This window comes from Paenarthrobacter sp. 4246 (genome assembly GCF_040546855.1).
Classification (GTDB): domain Bacteria; phylum Actinomycetota; class Actinomycetes; order Actinomycetales; family Micrococcaceae; genus Arthrobacter.
Window position 1 is genome coordinate 324,243 of record NZ_JBEPOP010000002.1, and the last position, 26,267, is coordinate 350,509.

Annotated in this window: 23 protein-coding genes; 7 read left to right on the plus strand and 16 right to left on the minus strand. The window is 63.5% G+C overall.

From position 1 onward, the window contains the following. Positions 1–142 precede the first annotated feature (142 nt). Complete coding sequence (locus ABIE35_RS04260; protein WP_354512666.1) at positions 143–1,174, minus strand: adenosine deaminase; 1,032 nt, start codon at positions 1,172–1,174, stop codon at positions 143–145. Between the two features lie 83 nt (positions 1,175–1,257). On the opposite strand from ABIE35_RS04260, the gene ABIE35_RS04265 reads away from it, so the two are divergent. From ABIE35_RS04265 to ABIE35_RS04275, 3 genes are all read left to right on the plus strand, one after another. Then, positions 1,258–2,172 carry an MSMEG_6728 family protein gene (locus tag ABIE35_RS04265; protein ID WP_354512668.1) on the plus strand — a complete coding sequence of 305 codons (915 nt, stop codon included), beginning with the start codon at positions 1,258–1,260 and terminating at the stop codon, positions 2,170–2,172. A gap of 119 nt (positions 2,173–2,291) precedes the next feature. Continuing rightward, positions 2,292–2,684 (plus strand): DUF1622 domain-containing protein, encoded by a 393-nt coding sequence (locus ABIE35_RS04270; protein WP_354512670.1) that lies wholly within the window; start codon positions 2,292–2,294, stop codon positions 2,682–2,684. Beyond that, the gene (locus ABIE35_RS04275) at positions 2,681–3,712 is read left to right on the plus strand and encodes an alpha/beta hydrolase (RefSeq protein WP_354512672.1); all 1,032 of its coding nucleotides are present in this window, start codon (positions 2,681–2,683) and stop codon (positions 3,710–3,712) included. Before ABIE35_RS04270 ends, ABIE35_RS04275 begins: the two co-directional genes overlap by 4 nt. A gap of 26 nt (positions 3,713–3,738) precedes the next feature. Here ABIE35_RS04275 and ABIE35_RS04280 read toward each other — a convergent pair whose 3' ends face one another. Then, positions 3,739–6,195, minus strand: coding sequence for a Tex family protein (locus tag ABIE35_RS04280; RefSeq protein WP_354512674.1), 2,457 nt, complete (start codon positions 6,193–6,195; stop codon positions 3,739–3,741). 88 nt (positions 6,196–6,283) lie between these two features. Here ABIE35_RS04280 and ABIE35_RS04285 point away from each other — a divergent pair, with 88 nt between their 5' ends. Beyond that, entirely contained in the window at positions 6,284–6,580 is a 297-nt protein-coding gene (locus tag ABIE35_RS04285) for a hypothetical protein (protein WP_354512676.1), read from the plus strand. A 53-nt stretch (positions 6,581–6,633) separates the two neighbouring features. Here the strand turns inward: ABIE35_RS04285 and ABIE35_RS04290 are convergent, their stop codons facing one another. Further along, entirely contained in the window at positions 6,634–7,068 is a 435-nt protein-coding gene (locus ABIE35_RS04290; protein ID WP_354512678.1) for a CBS domain-containing protein, read from the minus strand. Positions 7,069–7,403: 335 nt separating this feature from the next. Here ABIE35_RS04290 and ABIE35_RS04295 point away from each other — a divergent pair, with 335 nt between their 5' ends. Beyond that, positions 7,404–9,596: a hypothetical protein gene (locus ABIE35_RS04295; RefSeq protein WP_354512680.1), complete on the plus strand. Its 2,193-nt coding sequence runs from the start codon at positions 7,404–7,406 to the stop codon at positions 9,594–9,596. Between the two features lie 32 nt (positions 9,597–9,628). Here the strand turns inward: ABIE35_RS04295 and ABIE35_RS04300 are convergent, their stop codons facing one another. After that, positions 9,629–10,081 carry a nucleoside deaminase gene (locus ABIE35_RS04300; protein WP_354512682.1) on the minus strand — a complete coding sequence of 151 codons (453 nt, stop codon included), beginning with the start codon at positions 10,079–10,081 and terminating at the stop codon, positions 9,629–9,631. A gap of 111 nt (positions 10,082–10,192) precedes the next feature. On the opposite strand from ABIE35_RS04300, the gene ABIE35_RS04305 reads away from it, so the two are divergent. Further along, positions 10,193–13,753 carry a TM0106 family RecB-like putative nuclease gene (locus ABIE35_RS04305; RefSeq protein ID WP_354513022.1) on the plus strand — a complete coding sequence of 1,187 codons (3,561 nt, stop codon included), beginning with the start codon at positions 10,193–10,195 and terminating at the stop codon, positions 13,751–13,753. Here ABIE35_RS04305 and ABIE35_RS04310 read toward each other — a convergent pair. The 12 genes from ABIE35_RS04310 to ABIE35_RS04365 form a co-directional block, all read right to left on the minus strand. Next, positions 13,750–14,559, minus strand: a complete 810-nt coding sequence (locus ABIE35_RS04310) for a triose-phosphate isomerase family protein (protein ID WP_502921357.1) — start codon at positions 14,557–14,559, stop codon at positions 13,750–13,752. The two genes, ABIE35_RS04305 and ABIE35_RS04310, sit on opposite strands and share 4 nt — an antisense overlap. A gap of 3 nt (positions 14,560–14,562) precedes the next feature. Continuing rightward, positions 14,563–15,912: an MFS transporter gene (locus tag ABIE35_RS04315; RefSeq protein ID WP_354512684.1), complete on the minus strand. Its 1,350-nt coding sequence runs from the start codon at positions 15,910–15,912 to the stop codon at positions 14,563–14,565. Between the two features lie 163 nt (positions 15,913–16,075). Next, positions 16,076–16,840, minus strand: coding sequence for an SDR family NAD(P)-dependent oxidoreductase (locus ABIE35_RS04320; protein ID WP_024819908.1), 765 nt, complete (start codon positions 16,838–16,840; stop codon positions 16,076–16,078). Between the two features lie 22 nt (positions 16,841–16,862). Further along, a complete protein-coding gene (locus ABIE35_RS04325) occupies positions 16,863–17,852 on the minus strand; it encodes a 3-hydroxyacyl-CoA dehydrogenase family protein (RefSeq protein ID WP_354512686.1) in 990 nt (329 codons plus the stop codon). A 2-nt stretch (positions 17,853–17,854) separates the two neighbouring features. Continuing rightward, the gene (locus tag ABIE35_RS04330; protein WP_089593994.1) at positions 17,855–18,337 is read right to left on the minus strand and encodes a ribose-5-phosphate isomerase; all 483 of its coding nucleotides are present in this window, start codon (positions 18,335–18,337) and stop codon (positions 17,855–17,857) included. After that, positions 18,334–20,094, minus strand: a complete 1,761-nt coding sequence (gene dhaL, locus ABIE35_RS04335; protein WP_354512688.1) for a dihydroxyacetone kinase subunit DhaL — start codon at positions 20,092–20,094, stop codon at positions 18,334–18,336. The genes ABIE35_RS04330 and dhaL overlap by 4 nt, the downstream gene beginning before the upstream one ends. 4 nt (positions 20,095–20,098) lie before the next feature. Beyond that, entirely contained in the window at positions 20,099–21,100 is a 1,002-nt protein-coding gene (locus tag ABIE35_RS04340) for a sugar phosphate isomerase/epimerase family protein (protein ID WP_354512690.1), read from the minus strand. Between the two features lie 179 nt (positions 21,101–21,279). Next, positions 21,280–21,978, minus strand: a complete 699-nt coding sequence (locus tag ABIE35_RS04345; RefSeq protein ID WP_354512692.1) for a GntR family transcriptional regulator — start codon at positions 21,976–21,978, stop codon at positions 21,280–21,282. Between the two features lie 153 nt (positions 21,979–22,131). Then, positions 22,132–23,202, minus strand: coding sequence for an alkene reductase (locus tag ABIE35_RS04350; RefSeq protein ID WP_354512694.1), 1,071 nt, complete (start codon positions 23,200–23,202; stop codon positions 22,132–22,134). A gap of 143 nt (positions 23,203–23,345) precedes the next feature. After that, a complete protein-coding gene (locus ABIE35_RS04355) occupies positions 23,346–23,969 on the minus strand; it encodes an SIS domain-containing protein (protein WP_354512696.1) in 624 nt (207 codons plus the stop codon). A 27-nt stretch (positions 23,970–23,996) separates the two neighbouring features. Further along, positions 23,997–24,506 carry a hypothetical protein gene (locus tag ABIE35_RS04360; RefSeq protein WP_354512698.1) on the minus strand — a complete coding sequence of 170 codons (510 nt, stop codon included), beginning with the start codon at positions 24,504–24,506 and terminating at the stop codon, positions 23,997–23,999. 244 nt (positions 24,507–24,750) lie between these two features. Beyond that, entirely contained in the window at positions 24,751–24,945 is a 195-nt protein-coding gene (locus ABIE35_RS04365; RefSeq protein WP_354512699.1) for a hypothetical protein, read from the minus strand. A gap of 130 nt (positions 24,946–25,075) precedes the next feature. Here ABIE35_RS04365 and ABIE35_RS04370 point away from each other — a divergent pair, with 130 nt between their 5' ends. Further along, on the plus strand, positions 25,076–26,251 hold the full coding sequence (locus ABIE35_RS04370; protein WP_354512701.1) for a zinc-dependent alcohol dehydrogenase: 1,176 nt from the start codon (positions 25,076–25,078) through the stop codon (positions 26,249–26,251). Positions 26,252–26,267 lie beyond the last annotated feature (16 nt).

The following is a 26,267-nucleotide window of genomic DNA, read 5'->3' on the forward strand; positions in this document are numbered from 1 at the left end:
GGTAATTACTTTCTTGCAGTTTGCCAATGAATTGTTAATTCCCGCGACTGCAGAAGGTAAACACCGTGTGTCGTGACCGAGTGTGACATCCGGGACGCCGCAAGTGATCTACGGGTATCGGCTGACTGGTCCCGTGGGCCGTTTATGCGTGGGGAACCGAAGCCTTCACCCACTCGGTGACCTCGTCCAGCAGCACCGACTTCCGGGCGTCACTGGCAAACGAAGAACGGATGGAGTTGGCCGCCAACGTGGCCTGTTCCGGCACGGAGAATTCCAGGACCTTGGCCAGTTGCTCAAAGTTGTCGTCCACGTAGCCGCCGAAGTAGGCGGGGTCGTCGGAGTTCACGGAAACGTTCAGGCCGATGGCGAGCATTTCGGGCAAAGGGTGGTCAGCCAGCTTGTCCACTGCGCGGAGCCTGACGTTGGAGAGTGGGCACACAGTCAGCGGCACTTGCTCCGCCACCAGGCGTTGGACCACGTCTGTGTCTTCCATGCAGCGGATGCCATGATCAATCCGCTCCACGTGGAGCACATCCAACGCCTCGGTGATGTAGCTGGCCGGGCCTTCCTCGCCCGCGTGGGCGATCCTGCGCAGCCCGGCCTCGCCGGCGCGCTGGTAGAGGCGCTCAAATTTCGACGGCGGATTGCCCACCTCTGCGGAGTCCAGGCCGATGCCCGCAATCGGTGCATGCATGGCAAGGAGCTGGTCCAGGACGTCCAAGGCAGAGTCCTCGGACATGTCCCGCAGGAAAGCGGCGATGAGGAGGGTGGAAACACCAAAGTCTTCTTCGGAGGTGGCCAGGGCGTTGGCCACACCATTGACGCAGGTTTCCAGTGCCACACCGCGGGAGACGTGGGCTTGGGGGTCCATCATGATTTCCGCGTGGCGCACTCCCCCGGCGGCTGCCCGCTTCAGGTAGGCACGCGTCATGTCGGTGAAGTCCTGCTCGGTCTGCAGGACGGCCATGTTGGCGTAGTAGAGGTCCAGGAAGGACTGCAGATCCGTGAACTCGTACTTTTCGCGCAGTTCCTCGATGTCTTGGTACGGCAACTCGATGCCGTTTCGTTCGGCCAGGGCAAAGATCAACTCTGGCTGGAGAGTCCCTTCGATGTGCAGGTGCAGTTCGGCAACCGGGGGCGCCGTGGTGACAGTTTTCTCGTCAAAAGTTTCCACCCTGCAACTCTAGGCCCCAACAAAGGCACGTGTCCCGGAGCACTCAACTTGGTTCTCACGCCCGGCACCCTCAAACTGAAAGAATGCAGACTTTCCTCCCCTTCGCCGATTTCCGTGAGAGTGCCAAGGCGCTCGACACCTCAAGGCTCGGCAAGCAGCGCGTCGAAGCACTCCAGGTCCTCCGCGCTTTGGTGATCCCGGAGTACGGTTGGCAGCAGCACCCCGCCGTCCGCATGTGGATGGGCCACGTCCCTGCCCTCACCATGTACGGCCTGGCCATGGCAGACGAATGGATGGACCGCGGGCACCCGGACAACACGCGCGCGAACATCGCCGAGTTCGCCCCGCAGGCTGCCCACCCGGACTACGCCTCCCGGATTGTCATGCCGCCGTGGCTCGGACACGAGGACCTGCACCTCAGCCACCGCTCCAAGCTGCTGGGTAAAGACCCCAAGTACTATGCGCAGATTTTCCCCGGCATCGAGGAAAAGTTGGAATACGTGTGGCCTGAGCCCAAGCACGAGTTCCACCCGGAGGATCCGGAAGAGGACCGACTCCTGATCCTGCGCTCCAACGTGGAAGACCTCCGCCCGGAGCAGCTCACCACGGTCAGTATGCCGCCGCACGGCAAAGCCAAGTCCACGCCTGTTGCAGACCCTGACGAGTACCAGTTTGTGTACGCGGAGGAGAAGTCCCGCCGGCAGGTAGGCGGCCCCAAGAAGCGCCCGGTGGCGCCGCGCGAGAAGAAGCCCACGCGGAAGCGCCAGGCACAGGAGCAGGCCTTCAACACCTTGCCCGGCAAGACCGAGCTTGCCGTTCCGTTCGATGATGGCCAGACGTTCGCTGTTGGCTTGATCCAGGGCCGGCCCATCACGGTGGACGGCCGCTTCGCCCGCAACTTCGAGGTCACCAACGTGATCAAGCGCTCCGACTTCGACTACCCCGCGCTCCTGCAGGATCCCCGGGTCTTCTTCCCCGTCCCGGCCCCCGCGCTGTAGCGGCAGCCTGCAACATCGCACGACGACGGCAGCCAGGTTCTGCTTTTACGGAACCCGGCTGCCGCCGTCGTTGGTTGCTGTGTGAGACGGTGGAGGCACGCACCTAACCGGGGAGGGCCATGGATTTCCAGCACATCATCGAAGCAGTCGGCCGGTACATGGACTTCGCTGGGGTAGCGGTCATGGTGATCGGAGCCTTGGTTTCTGTTCCGATGGCCCTGCGCGGCTATAAGCCCAAACGGGCCCGGGGCCTGGCTCCCTTCTCTCCGTACCGCTCCTACCGGCAACTGCTGGGCAGGTCCATCCTGCTGGGGCTCGAACTCCTGGTGGCCGCCGACATTATCCGGACCGTCGCCGTCACTCCCACCTTTGAGAGCGTGGGCGTCCTCGCAATCATCGTGCTGATCCGGACCTTCCTGAGCTTCTCCCTGGAACTGGAAATCACTGGCCGCTGGCCGTGGCAGAAGGAAAAGGACGCCGAAGCTGGCGAGCCGCTACGATCAGAGTCATGACGCAGCCGTGGAAATCGGACATTCTTGGCGAAGGCTTCGAGCAGCAAACACTCAACCTCGACGGCGGCGCTGTCGCCACCGTGGTGCGGTACCTCGGAGCCGAACCGGAGTGGCCTTGGACCTTGGGCGGAGCTCCCGTCAACACCGGAATCGACGCCGACGTCCTCTACGTCCACGGCTGGTCCGACTACTTCTTTCAACGCCACGTCGCTGAGTTCTGGCACCGGGCCGGCGCACGCTTCTATGCCCTGGACCTGCACAACTACGGCCGCAGCCTGAGCCCGGGCATGGTGCCGGGACTCGTCACCAACCTGGCCGACTACGACGCCGACATCGCAGCAGCACTGTCAGCAATGGGACGCTCAGGTGACCCTGGGCGGGATCGGCCTCTCATTCTCTTGGGCCACTCCACTGGCGGGCTCACCCTCAGCCTGTGGGCTGCCCGTCATCCTCGAATGGCGTCGGCGTTGATCCTCAACAGTCCCTGGCTGGAATTCCAAGCGACTGAGCTCGGCCGGCGGGCGATCGCTCCCTTGGTGGGGCTCCACGCCCGACTCCACCCCTTGGCGCCCTTGCCGCCGGTAGATCCTGGGATCTACACCCGAGCCGTGTCAGCCACCCTCGATGGCGAGTGGGACTACAACCTCGAGTGGCGGCCCGACCGGGGCTTCCCGGTTACTCCAGCCTTCCTCGACGCCGTCTTCCGCGGCCAAGCCACCGTCGCAGCGGGATTGGGTATCGAGGTTCCCGTGCTCGTGCTGCTCTCGGACAAGAGCTATCTGCAGCCAAAGTGGTCCGCTGATGCGCTCACCGCCGATGTGGCCCTCAACGTTGACGCCGTGGCCCACCGCTCGCTGTCCTTGGCGGACACCGTCACGGTGAGCCGGCTACCGAATGCATTCCACGACATCTTCCTGTCGCCCGAACCGATCAGGCGACAGGCATTCGAACGCATCGGGCGCTGGCTGCCTATGGCACTTCAGCCTTCGGACGCAGAGGTGTGGGAAGCCAGGACCGCAGGCTTGTAGGGCCCGCAGTAACTTCCCGAGTCCTGCTACTTCCCGAGTCCGGCCCGTCGCAGTGCTTCAGCCATGGCCGTGTTCGCGGGCTCCGGAGACTGTTGGGGCTTGCTTTGCCGCGCGCCACCCTGACGACGATCACCCTGACCCTGCCGCGGTGCCCCCTGGCCTGGCTGGCCGGAACGCTGGCCCGGCTGGCCGCTGCCGCGTTGACCACCGGCACGTTCGCGCTGACCACGATCACCTTGCCCGCCCGAAGCACGCCCGCCGGAGCCGCGTCCAGCAGCAGCACCGGGTTCGTCGTCGAGCCTCAAGGTCAGGGAAATGCGCTTGCGTTCGGGATCGGCCTCCAGCACCTTGACCCGTACCACCTGGCCGGATTTCACGATCTCCCGCGGATCCGAGACGAACTTGTTGGACAGCGCCGAGACGTGGACCAAGCCGTCCTGGTGCACTCCGACGTCCACGAACGCGCCAAAGGCAGCCACATTGGTGACCGTGCCTTCAAGAATCATGCCGGGTTTGAGGTCCGAGATCTTCTCGATGCCCTCGGAGAACGAGGCCGCCTTGAACGCGGGACGCGGATCGCGGCCCGGCTTCTCAAGCTCTGACATGATGTCCTTGACCGTGGGCAGGCCGAAGGTGCCGTCCACGAACGCCTGCGGATCCAAGGCCGTCGCAGGTCCGCCACCCGCTGCCACCAGGATCTTGCGGGCCACGGAGTAAGCCTCGGGGTGGACGCTGGAGGCATCCAGCGGCTCCGCTCCCCCGGTGATCCGGAGGAAGCCGGCGCATTGTTCGAAGGCCTTGGCCCCCAACCGCGGCACTTTCTTCAGGTCGCTGCGTTTGGCGAACGGGCCATTCTCGTTCCGGTAAGCCACGATGTTCTCGCTCAGCAAGGGACCGACTCCGGCCACACGGCTCAGCAGCGCTGGCGACGCCGTGTTCACGTCAACTCCAACAGCGTTCACGCAGTCTTCCACCACGGCATCCAGCGACCGGTCGAGCTTCGCTGCCGTGACATCGTGCTGGTACTGGCCTACGCCGATGGACTTCGGCTCGATCTTGACCAGTTCTGCCAAGGGATCTTGAAGGCGGCGGGCAATGGACACGGCACCGCGAAGCGATACGTCCATGCCCGGAAGTTCGGAAGCGGCCAAGGCAGACGCCGAATACACGGAGGCTCCGGCTTCGGACACCACCAGCTTCTGGATCCCGTGGGAACCGGCGGCTTCGAGCGATTTGATCAGCTCGGTAGCCAACTTGTCCGTCTCGCGGGAGGCCGTGCCGTTGCCGATCGCGACGAGTTCCACGTTGTACTGCTTGGCGAGCCGGCCAAGCGTGGCCAGGGCTTCGTCCCACTTCTTCGCAGGTGCGTGAGGGTAAATGGTGTCCGTGGTGACCACTTTGCCCGTTCCATCCACCACGGCCACTTTCACACCGGTCCGGAGCCCCGGGTCCAAGCCAAGCGTGGCCCTGTTCCCGGCAGGAGCGGCCAGCAGGACGTCGCGCAGGTTGGCGGCGAAAACGCGAACAGCTTCATCTTCCGCGTCGGCAAACATGCGTCCGCGAAGATCAGTGGTCAGCCGGTCCAGGATGCGTCCCCGCCAGGCGAGCTGAGCGGTTTGCATCAGCCAGGTATCGGCGGGCCGCCCCTGGTTGGCGACTCCGAGGCACTTGGCCACAGCGTTCTCGTACTTACCGCGGGCGGCGGCCAGGGCGTCGTCGTCGGCTGGGTCTGCCTCGGCGAGATCCAACTCCAGGACGCCGTCCTTTTCACCACGCAACAGCGCCAGCACGCGGTGCGACGGCATGCCGGAGGGCACCTGCGTGAACTCGAAGTAGTCCTTGAACTTCTGCCCCTCGGCCTCCATGCCCTTCTTCACGCGGGACACCATGCGTCCTTGCTTCCAGAGGCGTTCCCGCAGATCTTCGGCGAGATCGGCATCCTGCCCCACGCGCTCCACCAGGATGGCCCGGGCTCCTGCGAGCGCTGCGGTGGCGTCGTCGATGGAGTGCTCGGCGTTCAGGTACTTGGCGGCCTCGGTTGTGGGGTCAAGCTGGGGATTGGCGAGCAGGACATCGGCCAGCGGTTCCAACCCGGCTTCGCGGGCGATCTGGGCCTTGGTGCGGCGCTTGGATTTGAACGGCAGGTAGATGTCCTCAAGGCGCGCCTTGGTATCAGCGCCCACGACGGCGGCTTCCAGTTCCGGGGTCAGCTTGCCTTGGTCGGCAATCGCCTCGAGGACGGATTTACGCCGTTCTTCCAGCTCACGCAGGTACCTGAGGCGTTCCTCAAGGTCGCGGAGCTGGGTGTCATCGAGCGTCCCGGTGACTTCCTTGCGGTAGCGGGCGATGAAGGGGACGGTGGATCCGGCGTCGAGCAGTTCCACCGCGGCCTTGACTTGCCAGGCCTTGACGCCGAGTTCAGCGGCGATCTGGGCGTGGATGGCGGTATCAGCTGACTGGTGTTGGAGATTTGAAGTCACCATGACAGTTTGCCTCACGTGGCCGACAGTTTCCCACGACAGGTAGCGGGAAGGCCTATCCCGGGGACTCCGTTAGTGCTGTAGTTGGACCATGCAGGAACTGCTCATCATCCTTCAGGACGGGTTTGATGCCGATGACGTGACTGTCACCGTCAACGGCAAGGAGGCCGTGTCCGAGCACGGCATCTCCACCAAGCTGCTGCTGGGGATGGCGGACGAAGTCACGGTGGAACTTCCCGCCAAGGGTGCCACGGTGGGTGTGGAAGTCAGCAGTAGACAACTCAGCGCAACAAAGAAGCTCGTGGGAAAGCCCAAGAGCCTGATCGTCTCCATCGAAGAGGGCGAACTCGTGTTGCGCGAAGGAACGGGCCGCGAGGCCTTCCTCTGAGGGAGGGCCTCGCGGCGGCTGGATTTGGATACTGCGGAACCGATGGGACTGGCTCAGTTGGCCATGTGCTCCTTGGCGGAGATGTGCTCCACCATCTCGCCGAGGCGCTGTTCCGCGTAGTGGTTGCGGGCGATATCGCCTTGGCTGATGATGCCCACCAACTTGTGATCGCTGATGACGGGCAGCCGGCGCACTTGGCGTTCCTCCATCATGGTCACGGCCTCGTCCACGTTGGCATCGGCGTCCACCCAGTACGGCTTGCCGGTGGCGAGCTCGCGGGCAAGGACTTCGCGGGCATCCTTTCCTTCGGCCAAACACTTGACCACAATGTCGCGGTCGGTGATGAAGCCGGTGAGCTTGCCGTCGCTGCCGCAGATGGGAAGTGAACCGCAGTCCAGATCCCTCATCAGCATGGCGGCTTCCTGGAGAGTTTTATCCTCGGCGATGCACTGCGCATTCGTGGTCATGAATTCACGTACGGCACTCATGGGTCCTCCTTCATCGATTGGGGTGATCGACGCGGGGCCTTCGGCATGAGTCCTTCGGCTCCGAGCGCCGATGATGCCAGCCTACGCCCGGTGGGTACCGCTGACCAGATCATTGGGAGCCTCTGGAGACCAAAAAATGGCCTTGTTTCTCTGGATATAGTCCATTCGCTGGAGTATCCTCAGTGTGGGTTACACACGGCTTCTGGGCATCGGCCATTTCGACTCATCTGAGCCTCATCAAGCGCACCCGCCCCGCCCTGGACCGTCATGCCGCCCCTGCGCCGAGCGCGTGGGCGATCGCATATTTGACTGCTTCAGCGCGAGAAAGATCCCCCATGGACACCCCCAACGTCCCCAGCACCTACTACACCCCTGCCCCCGCTTCCGATCTTCGGGGTTGCCGCCGACCCAGCGCGGTCAGCGGACGCTATGAAGGTTTCCAAAGCAATGCCGGCCCCATCGGAAGCGCCCTGGACCTGCGCTTGGACATTGACGCCCGCAATGGGGTCGAGTCTCCGGTCATGAACAAGGTCAGCGGCGATCTATACAGCACCCGCTTCGTGAAGGTCGCCGGTGTCAACCAGTTGGTGAAGACGTATGTGGAGTCCTGGATTGTGGACACGCCCCTTGTGACATTCACAGATACCGACGTGCACATCGTCGGGACCGTCCGCTATTGGAAAGGAACCCACCCTGCCACCACAGTGGACATAGTGGTCTCGTGGTCCCACGACGGTGCTGTTACCGGGGCTGTTGCCATGTTCACGTCCGGCGGGATCCTCGGCCAGCCCTATGCGTGCTCCTACCGTTCGGAAGCCTTCCGCGACATGAACCTGGAGTTGGACTACTGCTCGTCCGTGGACATTGAGCCCAAGGTCCCCGTCTACAACAGCCACGCCCACACCAGCCGTCCCGCAGACCTGCCCAATCGGACCATCACCATCGAGTCCTCATATGCGGACGCCGGAATCGCTGTCACCATCGATCCGGTTCACACAGTCATCGACGACACCGCCGCGGGCTTCGCTTCCTGGAACGTCGGCGAACTCCACGACGCCATGGAAACCTCGTTCGGCAAGTACAACTCCGGCTGGCCGGCATGGAACATGTGGGGCATCCAAGCCGGCATCTTTGACACCGCAGGCGTGGGTGGCATTATGTTCGACGCCGCTGCGGGCTTCGGCGGCGCGGGTCGCGGACCCGATCGCCAGGGTTTTGCGGTGTTCCGTAATCACTCCTGGTTCACCAACCTCGTCTCCAATCCGGTCACCCAGGATCAGGTGTGGGCCATGCGGCACTTCCTCTACACCTGGGTCCACGAGGCGGGGCACGCGTTCAATTTCCTGCATGCCTGGGACAAGGCCCGCCCGGACTCACTGTCCTGGATGAACTACGACTGGAAATACGATCAGCGCAACGGTCCTGACTCCTTCTGGGGCAACTTCCGCTTCCGCTTTGACGACGACGAGCTCCTCCACATGCGCCACGGAGACCGCGCCTCCGTGATCATGGGCGGCGATCCATGGGCCTCCGGAGGGCACCTGGAATCCCCTGCGGGCGCCATGACGGTTTCCGGTCCGGGCAGCGACGTGGAACTGACGCTCTCCGCAAAAGACCACTTCGACTACATGGAACCTGTGTCCATCGAGTTCCGGTTGCGGAACACCACTGACGTGCCGGTCATGGTGGATGGCCGGCTTGATCCCCGCTTCGGCAACACCACTGTTTACGTGCAAAAGCCCAACGGAACCGTGATCCTGCACGAATCGGTGGTCTGCTTCTACGGCCTCCCGGAAATGGTCACGCTGGCACCCGCGCCGGTGGGCGACGACGACGGCAGCGATCGCTTCAGCCAGCTGGTCCAGCTCGCTTACGGGGTGGAGGGCTTCGCTTTCGACGAGCCCGGGCAGTATCTGGTTCGCGCCATCTATTCCACGGACGGCATCGTGCAGGCGTCCAACACGTTGCCGCTGCGCGTTGGTTTCCCCGTCACCAGGGAAGAGGACCGCTTCGCTCCCGAGTTCTTCACCCGGGAAGTAGGCCTGACCTTGGCGTTCGAAGGGTCCATGTCGCCCTATTTGGAGAGGGGGTTGAATGCCCTGACCGAGGCCGCCGAACGCTTTGGCGGTGAGCCTTTGGGCGTCAAGGCGGCCACCGCCGTCGCGCAGTCTGTGGGTGATGACTTCTATCGGCGCAAGGATGAAAAGATGGTCAAGCACCATAGCGCTGATCCCCAGCGGGCGCTGGCGCTGACCGATGCCGGCCTCGCCGGCTATCAACAGCATGCCGGTGCGGCGAGCAACCTTGCCTACCGCGGCCTGGTGGAATTGCGCACGGAACTCCACGCGAAGGCGGACAACAGCGCCGCCGCGAAGTCCGAGGTGGAAACCCTCGCAAAGGATCTGGGCACCCGGGGCGCCAACTCCACAGTGCTGGCCCAGGTCAGGGAACTGATTCCCTCAACTCCGGCGGCCCGTTCCCGCCGGGCGGCTCCGAGGAAACCTGCCAAAAAGTCGTCGGATGGCTAGCTGCTATATGGACCCTCTTTAGCCGGTGACGGTTACTCCGCGATGTCCTCTGCCCACAGTTCAGGGTGCTCGCCCTGAAACGTGCGCATCATGTCCACGCAACGGGGATCGTCCAGGACCACCACCTCAACGCCACGTGAACGCAAGAGGTCGAATTCGCCGGGGAACGTCTCCGCTTCGCCCACTACAACGCGCGGGATCTTGAACTGGATGATGGTCCCCGTGCACATCGCGCAGGGCGCCAGGGTGGTGTAGAGCGTGGTGTCGCGGTAGGTCTTTTGACGTCCAGCCGCCCGGAGCGCAGACATCTCTCCATGCGCAATCGGGTCGCCGTGCTGGACGCGTTCGTTGTGCCCGCTGGCGACCACCACGCCGTTGCGGGCCAAGGCTGCCCCAATAGGAATGCCGCCCTCGCTGAGGCTCTTTTGTGCGGCCTGGTAGGCGGCTTCGAAAGCTGGGTCCACGGTGGGGGCTGAATCGGTCATGGGTGCAGTCTAGAGTGGCCCGACGCTGTTTTGCCGGAAGTTATTTTGTCGGTGCCCGCTGATAGCTTGGCTACAAGGATTTCAACCGGCATGGAAGGAAGGTGGGTCGCTGTGTTCTTTCTCGATCCGGAGATGGCGGGCGCCCCGCAGGACCTGGTCTTCTCTGCCAGCGACCTCGTCATTGCAGCAACCTGCGAGTACCAACTGCTCCGCAAACTCGACGAAAAACTTGGCCGTTCGCGCAAGCCGGACTTCGCGGCAGACGCCATGCTGGAACGTACCGCCGCCCTGGGCGATGTTCACGAGCATCGGGTGCTGGATGAGTTCATCGCCAAGTTCGGACCCTGGGATGCGGCCACCGGGAGGGGCGTTTACGACGTCGTCCCCGCCACGGTGATGGACCGCGCCACACTTTCGGCCAAGCACGCGGAATCCATCGATGCCCTGCGCTCCGGAGCGGATGTGGTGTTTCAAGCCGCTTTCTTCGACGGTGAGTTCCACGGGCGTTCCGATTTCCTGGTGAAGCAGCCCGGCGGGCTTTATGCGGTGTTCGACACCAAGCTGGCACGCCATGCCAAGGTCACAGCCCTCCTGCAGCTCGCGGCTTATGGAGACCAACTGCTCAAAGCAGGAATCACGCCGGACCCCACAGTCACCTTGGTGCTGGGCAACGGAGTCCACAGCGACCACCCCCTCGCGCAGATCCTCCCTGTCTTCAAGGAACGGCGTGAACGCTTCCTTGGCATGACAGCTGCCCACATTTCGGAGGCTGGTCCGGTGGAATGGGGTGACTCCAGGTATTCAGCCTGCGGCCGCTGCGACTATTGCGCCGAACAAGTCCAACTGCACCGCGATCTCCTCATGGTCGCGGGCATGCGCATCAGCCGTCGCAAGAAGCTGCTTGAGGCTGGAATCACTACCATTGACCAGTTGGCAGCAATGCCGGCCGCCGGCGATTCCACGCTTCTCAGGTTGCGCGAACAAGCCCAACTTCAGACGGGAACAGGCACCCCGGACGGCATCGTCAACTACACGGACAAATCCGGTGAAGCCACAGCCGTTGGCTACAAGGTGCTGCCGGACAACACGCTTGGAAGGCTCCCGGCACCGGACCCGGGCGACATCTTTTTCGACTTCGAAGGAGATCCCTTGTGGCAGGACCCTGCGACAGGCAAATGGGGGCTCGAGTATCTGATCGGGGTCGTCGAGAACCCCGTGGAGCCCGGGGCGGAGCCTGTGTTCCGGCCTTTCTGGGCCCATTCACGGATGGAGGAAGGCCAGGCGTTTGTGGACTTCCTCCACTACGTGGATAAGCGCCGGGCGCAATATCCGGGCATGCACATCTACCACTACGCCGCCTACGAAAAGACGGCATTGAGGAATCTCTCCCTGACGCATGTGGTGGGCGAAACCGCCGTCGACGACCTCCTGCGCCAAGGCGTCCTGGTGGACCTCTACGACACCGTCCGGCACAGCATCCGTGTCTCCGCGAACTCTTACAGCATCAAGAAACTGGAGCCCCTGTACATGGGCCAGCACCTGCGCTCCGGGGACGTCACCGACGCCGGAGCTTCCGTGGTGGCCTACGCGGACTACTGCACTGCCCGCGACAATGGGGATCGCGGGCAAGCTGCCGACATTCTCGAGGGGATCAGGGACTACAACGAGTACGACTGCTTGTCGACACTGGAACTGCGCAACTGGCTGCTCGCCCGTGCCGCGGAGCGGTCCATCGTTCCCGGCGGCCCTGTGCAGGAGCAACCACCGTCCGACACCGAGCCGGAGAAGTACGAGGCACCGCCCGAAGAGAAGGCGCTGTTCGACTATGTGGCCGGTCTGCCCGTGGAGCAACAGGCAACGCCGGATTCCCGGGCCATCGGCATCGTCGCTGCCAGCGTCGGGTACCATCGCCGCGAGGACAAACAGCACTGGTGGGAACACTTCGACCGTCTGGAGAAGCCGACCTCGCAGTGGGACGAGTCCCGCGACCAATTTGTAGTGGACCACACGGAGTTGCTGCAGGACTGGGCGAAACCAACGCCTCGCAGCAACCCTGCCCGGATCGTGAAAATGCTGGGCCGGTCCGGTGATGGCGCGGGATTGGATCCAGGCAGGAAGTACTTCAGAATGTACGGGTCTCCGTTGCCGGACGCTCTGGCTGCCAAGGAATCCCCAGTGCTGGGCCGTGCCGGTTGGGGCGGGACGGAGGTCATCGAGGTCGGCGAAGAAGGTGACTTCGAGTCCGTCACCATCGTCGAGAAGCTTCGCAAAGACTCCACCGAGTTCGTCCAGACCCCCATGGCACTGACCCCCGACAGCCCGATTCAGACAGCCGGGCAAAGGGCTGCATTGGCCGCGTTGGCCACCAAGCTCCGAGCGGCGTTGCCTTCCTGGCCCAAGGATCCTGCCTTGGACCTGGTCCGCCGACAGCCACCGCGGCTGAGTACCCTCGCCAACCTTCCAGCAGTTCCCTCCGGCCCCGATGGCTATATCGATGCCATCACAGCGGCGGTCAAGGACCTGGACCATTCCTACCTGGCCGTCCAGGGTCCTCCCGGCAGCGGGAAGACCTATGTTGGCGCCCACGTGCTGGCCAGGCTGGTGGCCGACGGGTGGAAAGTCGGCGTCGTGGCGCAATCCCACGCCGTGGTGGAAAACATGCTCTGCGCTGCCGTGGAAAAGGCGGGCATCGATCCCCGCCTGGTGGCCAAGGACGTCAAGCACAACGATCCTGTGCCATGGAGCAACTGTGCCAAAGGCGACGTGGAAGAGCTCTTGACCCAGCCGGGTGGCGCCCTGATCGGAGGCACCGCGTGGACCATGGTGGGCAAGGAAGTTCCCGCCGGATCGCTCGACCTCCTGGTCATCGACGAAGCGGGACAGTTCTCGCTGGCCAACACCATGGCTGTCAGCCGGGCTGCCCAGCGGCTCCTGCTCCTCGGTGACCCACAGCAGCTTCCCCAGGTCACTCAAGGCAAGCATCCGGAGCCCGTTGACGAATCAGCCCTGGGTTGGTTGTCGGATGGCTACAACACCTTGCCGTCCCACCTTGGCTACTTCCTGGCGTTGTCATGGCGCATGCATCCGGCGCTGTGCAGCGCAGTGTCAGAACTGTCCTACGACAACCGGCTCGAGGCCGCTCCTGCCGCAACCATGCGTGAAATGGAAGGGGCAAGCCCCGGAATTTCCTGTGTGTACGTCACGCACACCGCCAACTCCACCGCCTCACCAGAAGAAGCTGTTGAGGTTGTCCGGCAAGTCAAGGCTCACCTCGGCCTGAAGTGGCTGGACCCTTCGGACTCCCCGGAACGCCGGTCCCTCGAGGAAACCGACATCCTGGTGGTAGCGGCGTACAACGCCCAGGTCCAGCTCATCAAACATGAGCTCCGATCTGCCGGCCTCGGGAAAGTGCGGGTAGGTACCGTGGACAAATTCCAAGGCCAGGAAGCCCCGGTGGTCATTTTATCCATGGCCGCATCAGCCGCCGGCGAAGTTCCCCGCGGAATGGAGTTCCTGCTGTCCCGGAACCGGATCAACGTGGCGGTGTCGCGTGGTCAGTGGCGTGCCGTCGTCGTACGTTCGCCCGAACTGACCAACTACCTGCCGACGCATCCGGAAGGGCTGGAGAACCTGGGGGGTTTCGTGGCCCTCTGCCAACGAGCCGGCCTCTAACGTCGGTTGGAGATTTCCAGCGCTTCGTCGAGGACCTGTCCAAAGTTGCTGGCGTCGTGGGCGAAGCGGCCAAGGAAGAGGCCCGATACCCCGTCCATCTGTGGCAGCACCCCAGGCTTGGCTGACCCGCCGTAGATGATGGGCATACCTGCCAGTCCGTGGTGGCCAAGCGATTCCCTCAGCGCAGCCGCTACCCGCGAAACATACTGGGCCGAGGCAGGTTCAGGAGCACCAATCGCCCACACGGGTTCGTACGCGATGACCAGCTGAGAGGCAACGGACCAGTCCCCCGACACGGCTTCCTGGATTTGCCGGAACACCGTGTCCGCCGCTGCCTCCGGATCGCTGGCTTCGCGCTCCCCCACGCATAGCAGCGGCGTCAGTCCGGAGTCGACGGCGGCACTGACCTTGAGCGCGATCATCGCCTCGTCCTCGGCAAAGTAGCGTCGCCGCTCAGCATGACCGATTTCCACCAACCCCACCCCGAGCTCCGAAAGCATCGAGGGAGAAACCTCACCTGTCCACGGTCCGTCAGACCAACCACAGTTCTGCGCGCCGAGCACCAAGGATGTGCCCTGCACCATCCGCGCTGCTTCGGGCAACACCGGAAAGGACGGGATCACAAACGGGACCACCCGCCCGGCCGTGAGGGCCGGACGGGCGTCCACTTCTGCCACTAGCTGCTCCAACCACGTCAGGGAATGCGCGTAGCCCATGTACATCTTGGTGCTGACGCCAATGAACACAGTGTCCAACGCAGCGTCCGTCGCAGAGTCCCCAGCAGAAGGGAAAGCAGGCAGGTTCACGCTCTATTTCTCCAGCAGTTCGTCGGCCTTGTTGCTGAAGCGCTTGGTGCCGAACATCAGCAGTGCAGCGACGAACGGCAGGACACCCAGCGCATAGACGCCCATGGTGCCTGTGTCGGAAGCCGTGACCTGGTTGACCGTGGTGCGCAGGATCGGTGCGACGAATCCACCCAGATTTCCGAGGGAGTTGATCAGCCCGATACCGGCAGCCGCGGCAGTTCCGGTGAGGAACGCCGTCGGATATGACCAACAGATGGGGCCTGTGGACAGGAAGCTGCACACCGCCAAGGTGATGAAGATGATGCCCACGGCGGGCATCTGGTTGGCGCCGGCCCAGGCCGAACCGAAGATGCAGAGGCCCGTGGAGATGAACAGTGCAGTGCCCCAGCGACGACGACGCGCTACGGTGTTCGCGGCTTTTCCGATGAAGTAGCAGGCGAAGATGCCGAAGAACCACGGGATGGCTGCCAGGAGTCCGACGGCGATGCCCACCTTTTGGCCGGTCAGCTGCGCCACCTGCTGCGGCAGGTAGAACGTCACGCCGTAGACCGCCACCTGCAGGCAGAAGTAAATGACCGTGAAGTACCAGACCCGGCCGTTCCGCATGGATGCCAGGACGCCGCGGGGACCGGTTTCTTCCTTGACCGTGTCCTCGAGCGCCATGACATCGGACAGGGCCCGTTTCTCCTCCTTGGTCAGGAACTTGGCGTCCTGGGGACTGTTGATGAGGAAGAAGTAGGCGGCAATACCGGCCAGGACGGCGAGCATGCCCTCAACGAAGAACATCACCTGCCAGCCGGCAACGCCTGGAACCTGGTCGCCGATGTTGATGAGCCAGCCGGACAGGGGTGCGCCCATCATCTGGGAGAACGGCTGGGCCAGGTAGAAGATGGCGAACATCTTCACGCGGACTTTGTTGGGGAACCAGGCGGCGAGGAACATGATGACGCCCGGGAACAGTCCGGCCTCTGTGACTCCCAACAGGAACCGGAGAATGATGAAGGACGTCTCACCCTGCACGAAGGCGAAGCACGCCGAGACGATGCCCCATGTAATCGCGATGCGGGCGAGCCACACTTTGGCCCCGAACTTGGTGAGCAGGAGGTTGCTGGGGATCTCGAACAGGGCGTAGCCGATGAAGAAGATACCGGCACCCAGTGCGTAAGCCCCTGCGGTGATGCCCCTGTCCACTTCCAGCGCGGCTTCGGCGAAGCCAACGTTGGTGCGGTCCAGGAATGCCACCACGTAGAGGATGACGAGCATTGGCATGAGCCGGCGTGATGCTTTGGAGATTGCCGATTTGAGGACCGGCGTATCCAGCAACTCCTTGGTGGAATTGGTGGCAACAGACATTGAAACTCCTCTTTGAGTGACAGGAAATGACTAGTGCAGCGCGGTCAGCCGCGCACAGCCGCGGTCAGCGCGGGAAAAAGATGAGCACCATGCCCACTGCGCAGGCAAGGATGCCCACGGCAAGGTAGATCTTGCGTTCTCGTGTCCAGGTCCGCATGGGGGCCTAGTGCATGTACAGTCCGCCGTCCACATTCAGCGTCTGCCCGGAGATGTATCCGGAGTCCTCGCTGATGAGGAAGGCGATAGCGGCTGCGATGTCGCGGGTGGAGCCCACGCGGTTCACCACAAGGTCCTTGGTGAGTTCGTCCTTGCGTTCCTGGCTCAGGGTGCCGCCCATGATGTCGGTGTCGATGGGGCCGGGAGAAATGGCGTTGACGGTGATGTCGTACTCGCCCAGTTCACGGGCGGTAGCGCGGGTCAAGCCGATGACGCCGGCCTTGGCTACTGAGTACGGGGTTTTCGAGAACGTGCCGCCACCGCGCTGGGCGGAGACCGAGGAGATGTTCACGATCCGGCCAATGCGGTTCTTGACCATGGACTCGGCCACACGTCGGGTGGCGTAGTGGACGCCGTTGAGGTTGATGTTCAGCACGCGGTCCCACTCAGCGGGTTCCAGTTCCAGGTAACCGACGGGCGAGCTGACACCGGCAACGTTGGCCAAAGCGACGATCTGTGGCAGTTCGTTTTCGAGTTCGTCGATCGCGGCACGGACCTCGGCTTCGCTGGCCACGTTGGCGCCAACTCCATGGGCCTGGACACCGTATTCTGCGGCGATTTCCTTGGCTGCGATCTTGCAGGCGGCGTCGTCCAGGTCGATGATGCCGATGTTCCAGCCTTGGGCGGCCAGGTAGTTGACGGTGGCACGGCCAATGCCGCGTTCGGAGACGGCGCCGGTGACGATTGCGGTGCGTTCTGCGGGGAAAGTCATGTGTTTTCTCCTGAAGGAAGGGTTAGTTGATGGGGGCCGGGCCGAGCTCTTCAATGAGCTTCTGCATGGCGACGTAGGCCTTGTTGCGGTAAGCGATGAGTTCCGGAGTGCGCTCGGCGGGAACGTTGAGGAACCCGGCGCCGGTCTTGGTGCCCAGCTTGCCTGCGTCCACCAGGTCCGAGAGGATCTTCGGCGTCGCGAAGCGTTCCGGGAAGCCGGTCTGCAGCGACTTGTAGCAGAAGTTGTATACGTCCAAGCCGGCCATATCGGCGATGGCGAACGGACCGAAGAAGGGCAGACGGAAGCCGAACGTCGTACGCACCAGCGTGTCGACGTCGTCCGCTGTTGCAATGCCCTGCTCCACCAACTGCGCGGCTTCGTGGAACAGCGCGTATTGCAGGCGGTTCAGCACGAAGCCGGTGACGTCCTTGACGACGGCGGTCTGCTTACCGGCCGCGTGGACCAGCTCGCGGGACGCGGCAACCGTTGCGGCGTCCGTGCCGGCGTGAGGGATGATCTCGACGCCGGGAATGAACGGTGACGGGTTGGAGAAATGCACACCCAGGAACCGCTCCGGGTTGGTGACGGCCTCTGCCAGAGCGCCAATGGAAATCGTGGAGGTGTTGGAACCGATCAGGGCGTCCGGGCGGGCCGCAGCACTGATGCGGGCGAGGGTTTGATGCTTGATATCCAGGACCTCGGGAACGCACTCTTCAATGAAATCGGCGTCCGCAACGGCCTCTTCGATGTCTTTGGCGGCCCACAGGTTCTGCTTGAGGATCTCCGTGGACCCTGCCGGGAAGAGCCCGTCGGCGATGAACTGGTCCGATTCCACCAGCAGGCGGTCGTAGTTCTTCTGCGCGATCTCGGCAGAGACATCGGCCAGCGCCACACGCGCTCCGCCGAGTGCCAAAACCTGGGCGATGCCGCCGCCCATGTAGCCGGAGCCGACGACGGCGATCTTCCGGGCTGCGTTGCCGGCTGTAGCTTCGGTTGTCTCGGGAGTAGTCATGATCAGACTGCCTTCGTGTAGTCGGGCTCGTACGAGCAGATGGCGTCCACCTTGGCGGCGGAGGATGAGGTGTGGTCGAAGCGGTGGCCCAGCCACTCCCCTACGAGCTTTTTGGCCAGTTCCAAGCCAATCACCCGCTGGCCGAGCGTGAGGACCTGTGCGTTGTTGCTCAGGACGGACCTTTCCACGGAGTAGCTGTCGTGGGCGGTGACCGCGCGGATACCGGGGACCTTGTTGGCCGCAATGGCCACGCCGAGGCCCGTACCGCAGATCAACAATGCGCGGTCGGCTTCGCCTTCGGCCACTTTGCGGGCGGCATCAACGGCGACGTGCGGGTATGCGGTGGAGTCGTTGAAACCAACGCCGACGTCCGTCACTGTCGCCACGCGGGGATCGGCTTCCAGCAAAGCCAGGAGTGCCTGTTTGTATTCGACTCCGGCTTCGTCATTGCCGACGACGATGCGCCAGCCTTCGGTGTTGCTCATGCTTGGGCTCCGTTCCCGTCCGACCGCTGTCCCGTGGGGGCAGCCGTGGCCAGTTGTGAATCGATGAATTGCGAGATCCTCGAGGTAATCAGTCCGAAGGAGACCGCCCCTGGATCGGGATGGCCGAGGCTCTTTTCCGCGAGTGGACGGGCACGGCCCTTGAGCGGACGCAGGTCCGCGGTCTTCGCGGCAGCGGACTCGGCCGCCGCAGCGCCAGCTGCCAGGGCCCGGTCAACGGGAGCCCCGCCGTCGAGCTCTGTCAGGAAGGCGTCCCGGAAGGGCAGGAGCGCGTCCACCATGGTCTTGTCCCCAGGCTCGGCCTTGCCGAGTTCGGTGATGGCGCTGACGAAAGCCTGTACAACGGCGCCGGCATCCTCCGATGTGTACGTTTCGCGGTTCCCGAGCGACAACCCGGCGGCGATGACCGCCGATCCCCACAGGGCTCCGGACGTGCCGCCGGCCCGCTCGCTCCAGGCCTCTCCGGCCGCTGTCAGGATCCGCGCCGCGGACGAACCAGCCGCAGCTTCGCCTGCCGACGCCGCAGCATCAACGCCGCGGCGCATGCCGATGCCGTGATCACCGTCGCCCGCAATCGCGTCCAGCTTGCCGAGCTCCTCTTCATGCTCGACGACGACGTCCCTCACTTGGGCGAGCACGGCGACAGCCAACTGCCCGAGGTCAGCCGCAGCGGCGGTGGGCTGTTCGACGTCGGCGGTTTCGGCGTCGACGGCTGTGATACCAGCACGGGGTGCGCGGGGCGCCATGCTGCCCTTGCGGAAGGCGGGAGTGTCCGCGGGTGCGGCCCAGAACTGCTCAAGTTCTTCGTCCAGCCACAGCAATGTCAGCGACAGTCCGGACATGTCCAGGCTGGTCACCAGCTCGCCGCACTCGGGTTCGATTACGGTGAGCCCCGCGGCCGTGAGCAACTGCTCTATCTTGCCGAACAAGAGGAAAAGTTCGTCATACTTCACCGTGCCCAGGCCGTTGACGATAGCGACAACCCGGTCCCCGGCGTCGTCGGGCTTGTCCGCGAGCAGCTTGGTGACCAGGAGATCGGCCAGCTCGGATGCTGTGGGCATAGGGTGCTCGGAGATGCCGGGCTCGCCATGGATTCCCAGCCCCAACGACATCTGTCCGGCAGGGACGTGGAACAGCGGGTCCGCAGCGCCGGGCAGCGTGCAGCCGTCAAAGGCCACGCCCAGCGAACGGGTACGGTAGTTGGTCTTGATGGCCAAGCGCTCGACGCCGTCAAGGTCCAGTCCCGCTTCGGCGGCGGCGCCGGCAATCTTGAAGACGGTGAGGTCGCCGGCAATGCCCCTGCGCTTCTCGAGCTGGTCAAGCGGCGCGCTGGCGATGTCGTCAGTGACGGTGACCGTCCGCGTTTCGATGCCCTCGGCGTTGAGGCGGAGCTGCGCCTGGCCGAAGTGCAGGACGTCCCCTGCGTAGTTGCCGTAGCTGAGCAGGACTCCACCGCCGGCGTTGGCAGCCTTGGCCACCCGATACACCTGGCCTGCCGCCGGCGACGCGAACATGTTGCCGCACGCCGAACCAGTGGCAAGTCCGGGCCCGACGAGTCCAGCGAAGGCCGGGTAGTGCCCGGAACCGCCGCCGACCACCAGGGCGACCTGGCCGTGAGGGACTTCGGTGGAGCGGACGACGCCGCCGTCAACGCGGGCGACGTAGCCGCGATTGGCCGCAACGAAGCCGTCCAGCGCTTCATCGGCAAAATCTGCCGGGTTATCAAAAATCCGGGTCATCTTCCTAGACTCCTGCGAGCTGCGTTGCCGGTACCTGGCGCCCTTGGGCCACCTGGCTCTTGCCGAGTTCATAACCTGCGGTCTTCGGCAGGACGTGCCGGCGGAGGTAATCCTGGTTGCTGGCAGTGACGCTGAGACCGTCGCCACCGTAGTGCTCAGTGCAGAGGATGCCCTGGAATCCGACGGACAGCGCGAACTTGAAGGCCTCGCGGTAGTTGATGAGGCCGCTCTCCATCGGCGCCGGCATGGTGATATAGCTGTCGCGCGCCACATCTTCGTCCCGGATGTAGTTCTTCATGTGCCAGTAGTTGGAGTACGGCAGGGTCTTGGCCACCATTTCGCGCCAGTCCTCGATGGGCCGGTGCAGACGGATCAGGTTACCGAGATCCGGGTTGAGGCCCACGTTGTCCAAGCCGATGTCCTGGACCAACTGCACCGAGGAGTCAGCAGTTCCCAGGTAAGTGTCCTCGTACATTTCCAAGGAGATCAGTACCCCAGCTTCTGCTGCGTGCTTGCCAAGTTCACGGATGCGGGAGACAGCGTTGCCCCATGCTTGCTTATCCCCAGCCGGGTCCTTGTAGCCCTCCACGGTCCAGAACCACAGTTGTTTCTGCTGTTCCGGCGTGATCGCCTGGTGAAGCCCGAAGGACACCACTTCACAGCCAAGCTCGGCAGCGGCGTCGATGGTGCGGTGGCTGTAGGCGAGATTATCTGCCCAGTCCGTTGCGTGGATGACGCTGCGGCGGATAGCGGAGATGACCGGAACTCCAATGCCCACCTCGTCAGCGGTCTGCTTGAACTCGGCGAGGCGTTCCTTGCTGAGGTCGCCTGGGCGAACCCAGCTGTCGGTGAGGTCAGCGTTCGCAAAACCGGCGTCTTTCACTTCCTGGAGGACGGAAGCCCACACGGAAGCATCGGCGTCGTTGACCTGTTGCCCCTTGGCGTCAGTGCCGGGGAACTGCAGGAGGGCCGCGGTAATGGGCCAATTCTCGGCGGTGTACGCCATGGTGATCACTCCTTCGTAAAATCCTGTTTCCTATAGGATTTACGAATCAAGCAATGCTGTCAACCCTTATTGGAAACTTCCTAGATCCTATATGTCTTACATTTAGGTGTGAAGGGGGTCACGGATGACAGTAGAAGGAGCCCGATCACAATAACCAGCGAGCCCTCGTTGGTTATGAGCTAGTCTTCCGGCGCGTCCGCCATGGCCCGGCCACGGACCTTTTCGACGTGGTCGGTCATCATTTCCGCAGCCTTGTCGGGATCGCCGCTGGTCATGGCGTCGAGTACGGCCTGGTGTTCGGCGATGGCCTGCTCGGCGTCGGTGATGCCCACTCCCCCGAACAGCCGGAACCGCTGGATCTGGCCGCCCAAGGTGTTGTATGCCGCGAGCAGGAACTGGTTGTTTGCCTGCGCAGCGATGAGTTGGTGAAAACGTTCGTCGGCCTCGAGGTAGCTGCGGTACTCGGCAAAAGTTCCGCCCCGGGGTGCAGTCTTCAGATCCTCCACGGCCTGCTTCAGGGCATCCAACCCCTCCGGCGTCATGCGCGAACACGCCAGTTTTGCATTGACGGGTTCAATGGAGAGCCTGGCTTCCATCAGTTCCGCGAAGTCTTCGCGGGTAAATACGGGGGCAACCCTGTAGCCCTTGAGCGCCACCCGCCGGACCATGCCGGTGTGCTCCAACCGGGCCAGGGCTTCTCTCACGGGAGTCGGCGAGACGTCCAGTTCACGCGCCATCCCGTCGATGCTCACTGCCGCCCCCGGTTCCAAACGGCCGTCCATGAGCCACTCGAGGAGGGCTTCATAGACGTGGTCGGCCAGCACTTGGCGGCTGACGGGAAAGCCAGCGCGGGCACCGGCCGGGGAAGGATCAGACATGCCACAAATCCTATAGGAAGGAGCACGCGGGACCGGGCACGTCGTCCTGTCACATTCCCCGACTAAGCCGCCAGTCAGTTGGGTGGCCACAGGTTAAACCACGACGTCGGCACTCAGGTGCCGACGTCGTGGTTTTGCTGTGGGTGCTGCGCTTTAGTTCGCGTAGAACGGGTAGTCCGTGTAACCCTCGGCGCCGTCGGCGTAGAAGGTGGAAGCGTCCGGCTCGTTGAGCGGCAGGCTTTCGCGCCAGCGACGGGCGAGGTCCGGGTTGGCGATGGCGGGGCGCCCGACCACCACCGCGTCCGCAAGGCCGTTTTCGATGATGGCGAAAGCTTCGTCGCGCGTCGTGATTTCGCTGAAGCCCGTGTTCACCAGGAACGTTCCGTTAAAGCGCTCGCGAAGGTCCTGGACCAGGGAGCTCTTGGGATCGTGGTGCAGGATGCTCAGGTAGGCCAGGTTGAGCGGGGCGATGGTGTCCACCAGCACCTCGTAGGTTGCCCGGACGTCGGCTGCATCGGTTTCTGCGATGCCCTGCACGTTGTGCTCCGGGGAAATGCGGATGCCCACTCGGTTGGCACCGAGGGCCTCCACCACGGCGTTGACCGTCTCGATGACGAAACGCGCCCGGTTCTCCGGGGAGCCACCGTAGCTGTCGGTGCGGACGTTGGAGTTGGGGGCCAGGAATTCGTGCAGCAGGTAACCGTTGGCGGAGTGGAGCTCAACGCCGTCGAACCCTGCCTCGATGGCATTCTTCGAGGCGGTGACGATTTCCTGGATGACGCCCGGGAGTTCGTCGGTACGGAGTTCACGCGGTACGGGGTACGGCTGCTTGCCGTTGGGGGTGCGGACATCACCTTCGATGGCAACGGCGCTGGGGCCGACGATCTCGTGGCCACCGGTGATGTCAGCATGGGAGACGCGGCCTCCATGCATGATCTGGGCGAAGATGCGGCCACCTTCAGCGTGAACGGCGTCGGTGACCGTCTTCCAGCCGGCTATCTGCGCCTCGGTGACGAGTCCTGGCTGTCCCGGGTAGGACCGACCGGCGGGAACAGGGTAGGTTCCCTCGCTGACGATCAGTCCCAGCGAAGCCCGCTGGCGGTAGTGCTCGGCGATCAACGGACCCGGCACGCCGTTCTGGCCCGCACGGAGACGCGTCAAGGGCGCCATCACCAGTCGGTTGGAAAGTTCAAGCTCGCCGAGGGCCAGGGGGGAAAACAGCATGCGCAGTTCCTTTCAGAATGAAACAGGTTCACTCTGCCCAACTGCAAGGCGTCTGCAACTATTCCGAACGAGGTGCAGATCACAGGTCCCCAGTGAGGGAGGCGCAACTAAGTGGCAGTGTTGGTTGTGCTGTCAGTTGGGGATCACTCCGGCTTGACGTGCTTCAGGGCGTCGTCAAAGCATTCGCAGAGAGCCAACACCGCCACCAGGTGCGCTTCCTCGGCGTGTGGCGGATCCGTATTGATGCATATTGCTTCATTGACCGACTGTGCGAGCTCCTTGGACTCCTTACCCGTCAGGGCCCACACGAGCGCACCACCCGCTTTTGCGGCGGCAGCAGCGTCGCGGAGCTCGTCGGTGATTCCCTTGGCAGCGAGAAGCACCACGATGTCTCCACGCCGCACCTGCTCCGAGAGTTGGGCGCTGATACTTGGCGTAGTCCCATTGGCGCCGCTGGCACCCTTGGGGATGAAGATCGCTTTGAAGCCGGAGCCGTCTCCGGGGTCGTGGGCCGCCAGTTCCGAGGTGAACCTCTGCGCCTCGTGCGAGGACCCGTCGCTGCCTGCGGCGAAGACCGTTCCACCGCGAAGCCTGACAAGCGCAAGTTGTTCCCCCCATTCGGCCAGCCTGGACGATTCGCGGCGTAGGGCCGCAACGGCCGGTCCGATCTCGCCCAAGTGCCCCAGAACCACATCGACCGCATGCCGCGTCGCCTTCGACTCAGCCGACCGCACAGCCTCACCTGTTCGCCTCACCACGATGCTCACTTCCTGCCTCCCGTTTCTCCTGTGAAACTACAAGTTCCGGTCACCTTCGCGTGGGGTGCCTTCGCGCGTGGAGCCGTCGCGGCCACTCCGGTCCCGAGTCAGGCGTTCGCCTTCAACTGCGGCCGCGCGGCCGGCGTCGTCCCGCCGATCCGAGTCATGAGAGCGATCTGAAGCATTCGAGCGATCGGCGTCAGTGGAGCGATCCTGCCCGGCGTTGGGGTCCAGCTTGTCTGCATGCCTCAGGTGTTCCTCTACCCGCCCATGGGCCTCGTTGGCTTTCTCCGCATGGCGTTCCGCCTCCTGACGGAGCCGGTTGGCTTCGACCTCGGCCTGCAGCGCATTGGCCTCCGCCTGGGCCGACTCGGCCTTGGCTTGGTGGGCTCCGATGGCTTCTTCGGCGGCCTTCTCGCGCAGTTCCGCTGCTCGGTGGCGGTTGACCTCCGCCTTCTTCCGACGCCCGATCACAACCGCGGCGATCACAGCGGCGATGACGACTACAGCCAACACGATGATGAGAACCAGCTGTCCTGTATCCATGCGGATTACCTCCCTGGTGAGCGGCTTCCATGGGCGCCGCTCGCGGCCCACACTGTGGTTGCTGCTTGGGACGTACCCAGTTCAGGACACCTCCAAACGATGGCCGCAGCTATGGGGACGGGTTGCGGCACCTGGAACCAGAGGGTTTTTCATCGATGACAACGCAGACACTCCTCGGTCAACTCTGCCCGAAACTCTCCCTTGCCCACCATGTTAACACCACTGGTCAGATTACTTACTAATTTTAGCTGCCGGTCGCTTCGGGGTGCTCCCTGGCACGCTTCTCTACCGGGGATTCGCCGCTTTCATCAGGGATGAAGGTGGGGTCCAGTTCGGTGGTGAAGTCACCGGTGCCTTTGTCATGTTCGACGGCGGCAGGCACCGCGGATTTGGAGGCTTCAGAGGGCGCAACGTCAGCTTCGTTCGGTTCTTCGCTCATAGCCTCAATCTAGGCTCGGCCGCGAACAGTGTCGAGGGCGGCCGGCCTTGTGCGCCGATGCCATCTCTGATTCGCTGGGATGGTCTCCTGCAGCGCGGGACACCTCCAGCCGAAAGCAGGGAGAGCAGTTGTGAAAGCAGTGACATGGCAAGGCCGGCGCTCACTCAGCGTCGAAGACGTCCCCGATCCCAGCATCCAGGAGCCTACGGACGCGATTGTCCGGATTACCTCCACCGCGATTTGCGGCTCGGACCTTCACTTGTATGAAGTCCTGGGACCCTACATGCACAAGGGCGATGTCATTGGCCACGAGCCGATGGGAATCGTCGAAGAAGTGGGCTCGGGTGTCCACCGGCTCAAGAAGGGCGACCGTGTTGTGGTGCCCTTCAACATCTCCTGCGGCCGCTGTTACATGTGCAACCAAGGCTTGCAGTCGCAGTGCGAGACCACCCAGGTCAAGGAGAAGGGATCCGGGGCGGCCCTCTTTGGCTACTCGGAGCTCTACGGTTCCGTTCCCGGCGGCCAGGCCCAGTTCCTCCGCGTTCCCTATGCCGACTACGGCCCCATCAAAGTGGAGTCGGGCGCCCCGGATGAACGCTACCTCTTCCTCTCGGACATCCTTCCCACGGCCTGGCAGGCAGTGGACTACGCGAACGTTCCGGAAGGTGGCACCCTCGCGGTGCTCGGGCTGGGTCCCGTGGGCCAGTTTGCCGCAAGGATCGGTGCCTACAAGGGCTTCCGGGTGATCGGGGTTGATCCGGTTCCCGAACGCCGCGCGATGGCGGAGGCCCACGGCGTTGAAACCATGGACTACAGTTCAGACGTCGCCGGCCGGATCCGTGAACAAACACTGGGTCGCGGCCCCGATTCCGTGGTGGATGCCGTGGGCATGGAAGCGCACGGCTCCCCTGTGGCGTCCTTCCTGCACAAGGCCGTTTCCCTGCTGCCGGACAAGCCCGCGCAGGTCGCCATGGAGACCATGAGCGTCGATCGGCTCGCTGCACTGCATACAGCCGTGGATCTGGTGCGTCGTGGCGGGACGATCTCGCTGAGCGGGGTCTACGGCGGGCAGGCGGACCCGATGCCCCTCATGACTATGTTCGACAAGCAGATCCAACTCCGCATGGGTCAATGCAATGTGCGCCGCTGGACTGAAGATCTGCTTCCCTTGGTGGAGGACGATGCCGATCCGTTGGGCGTCATGCATCTGGTCACCCACACGGGAGGGCTGGATGAAGCACCGGCACTCTACGAGAAGTTCCAGAAGAAGCAGGACGGATGCATCAAGGTGGTACTCAAGCCATGATGACGCTCAAGAAAAC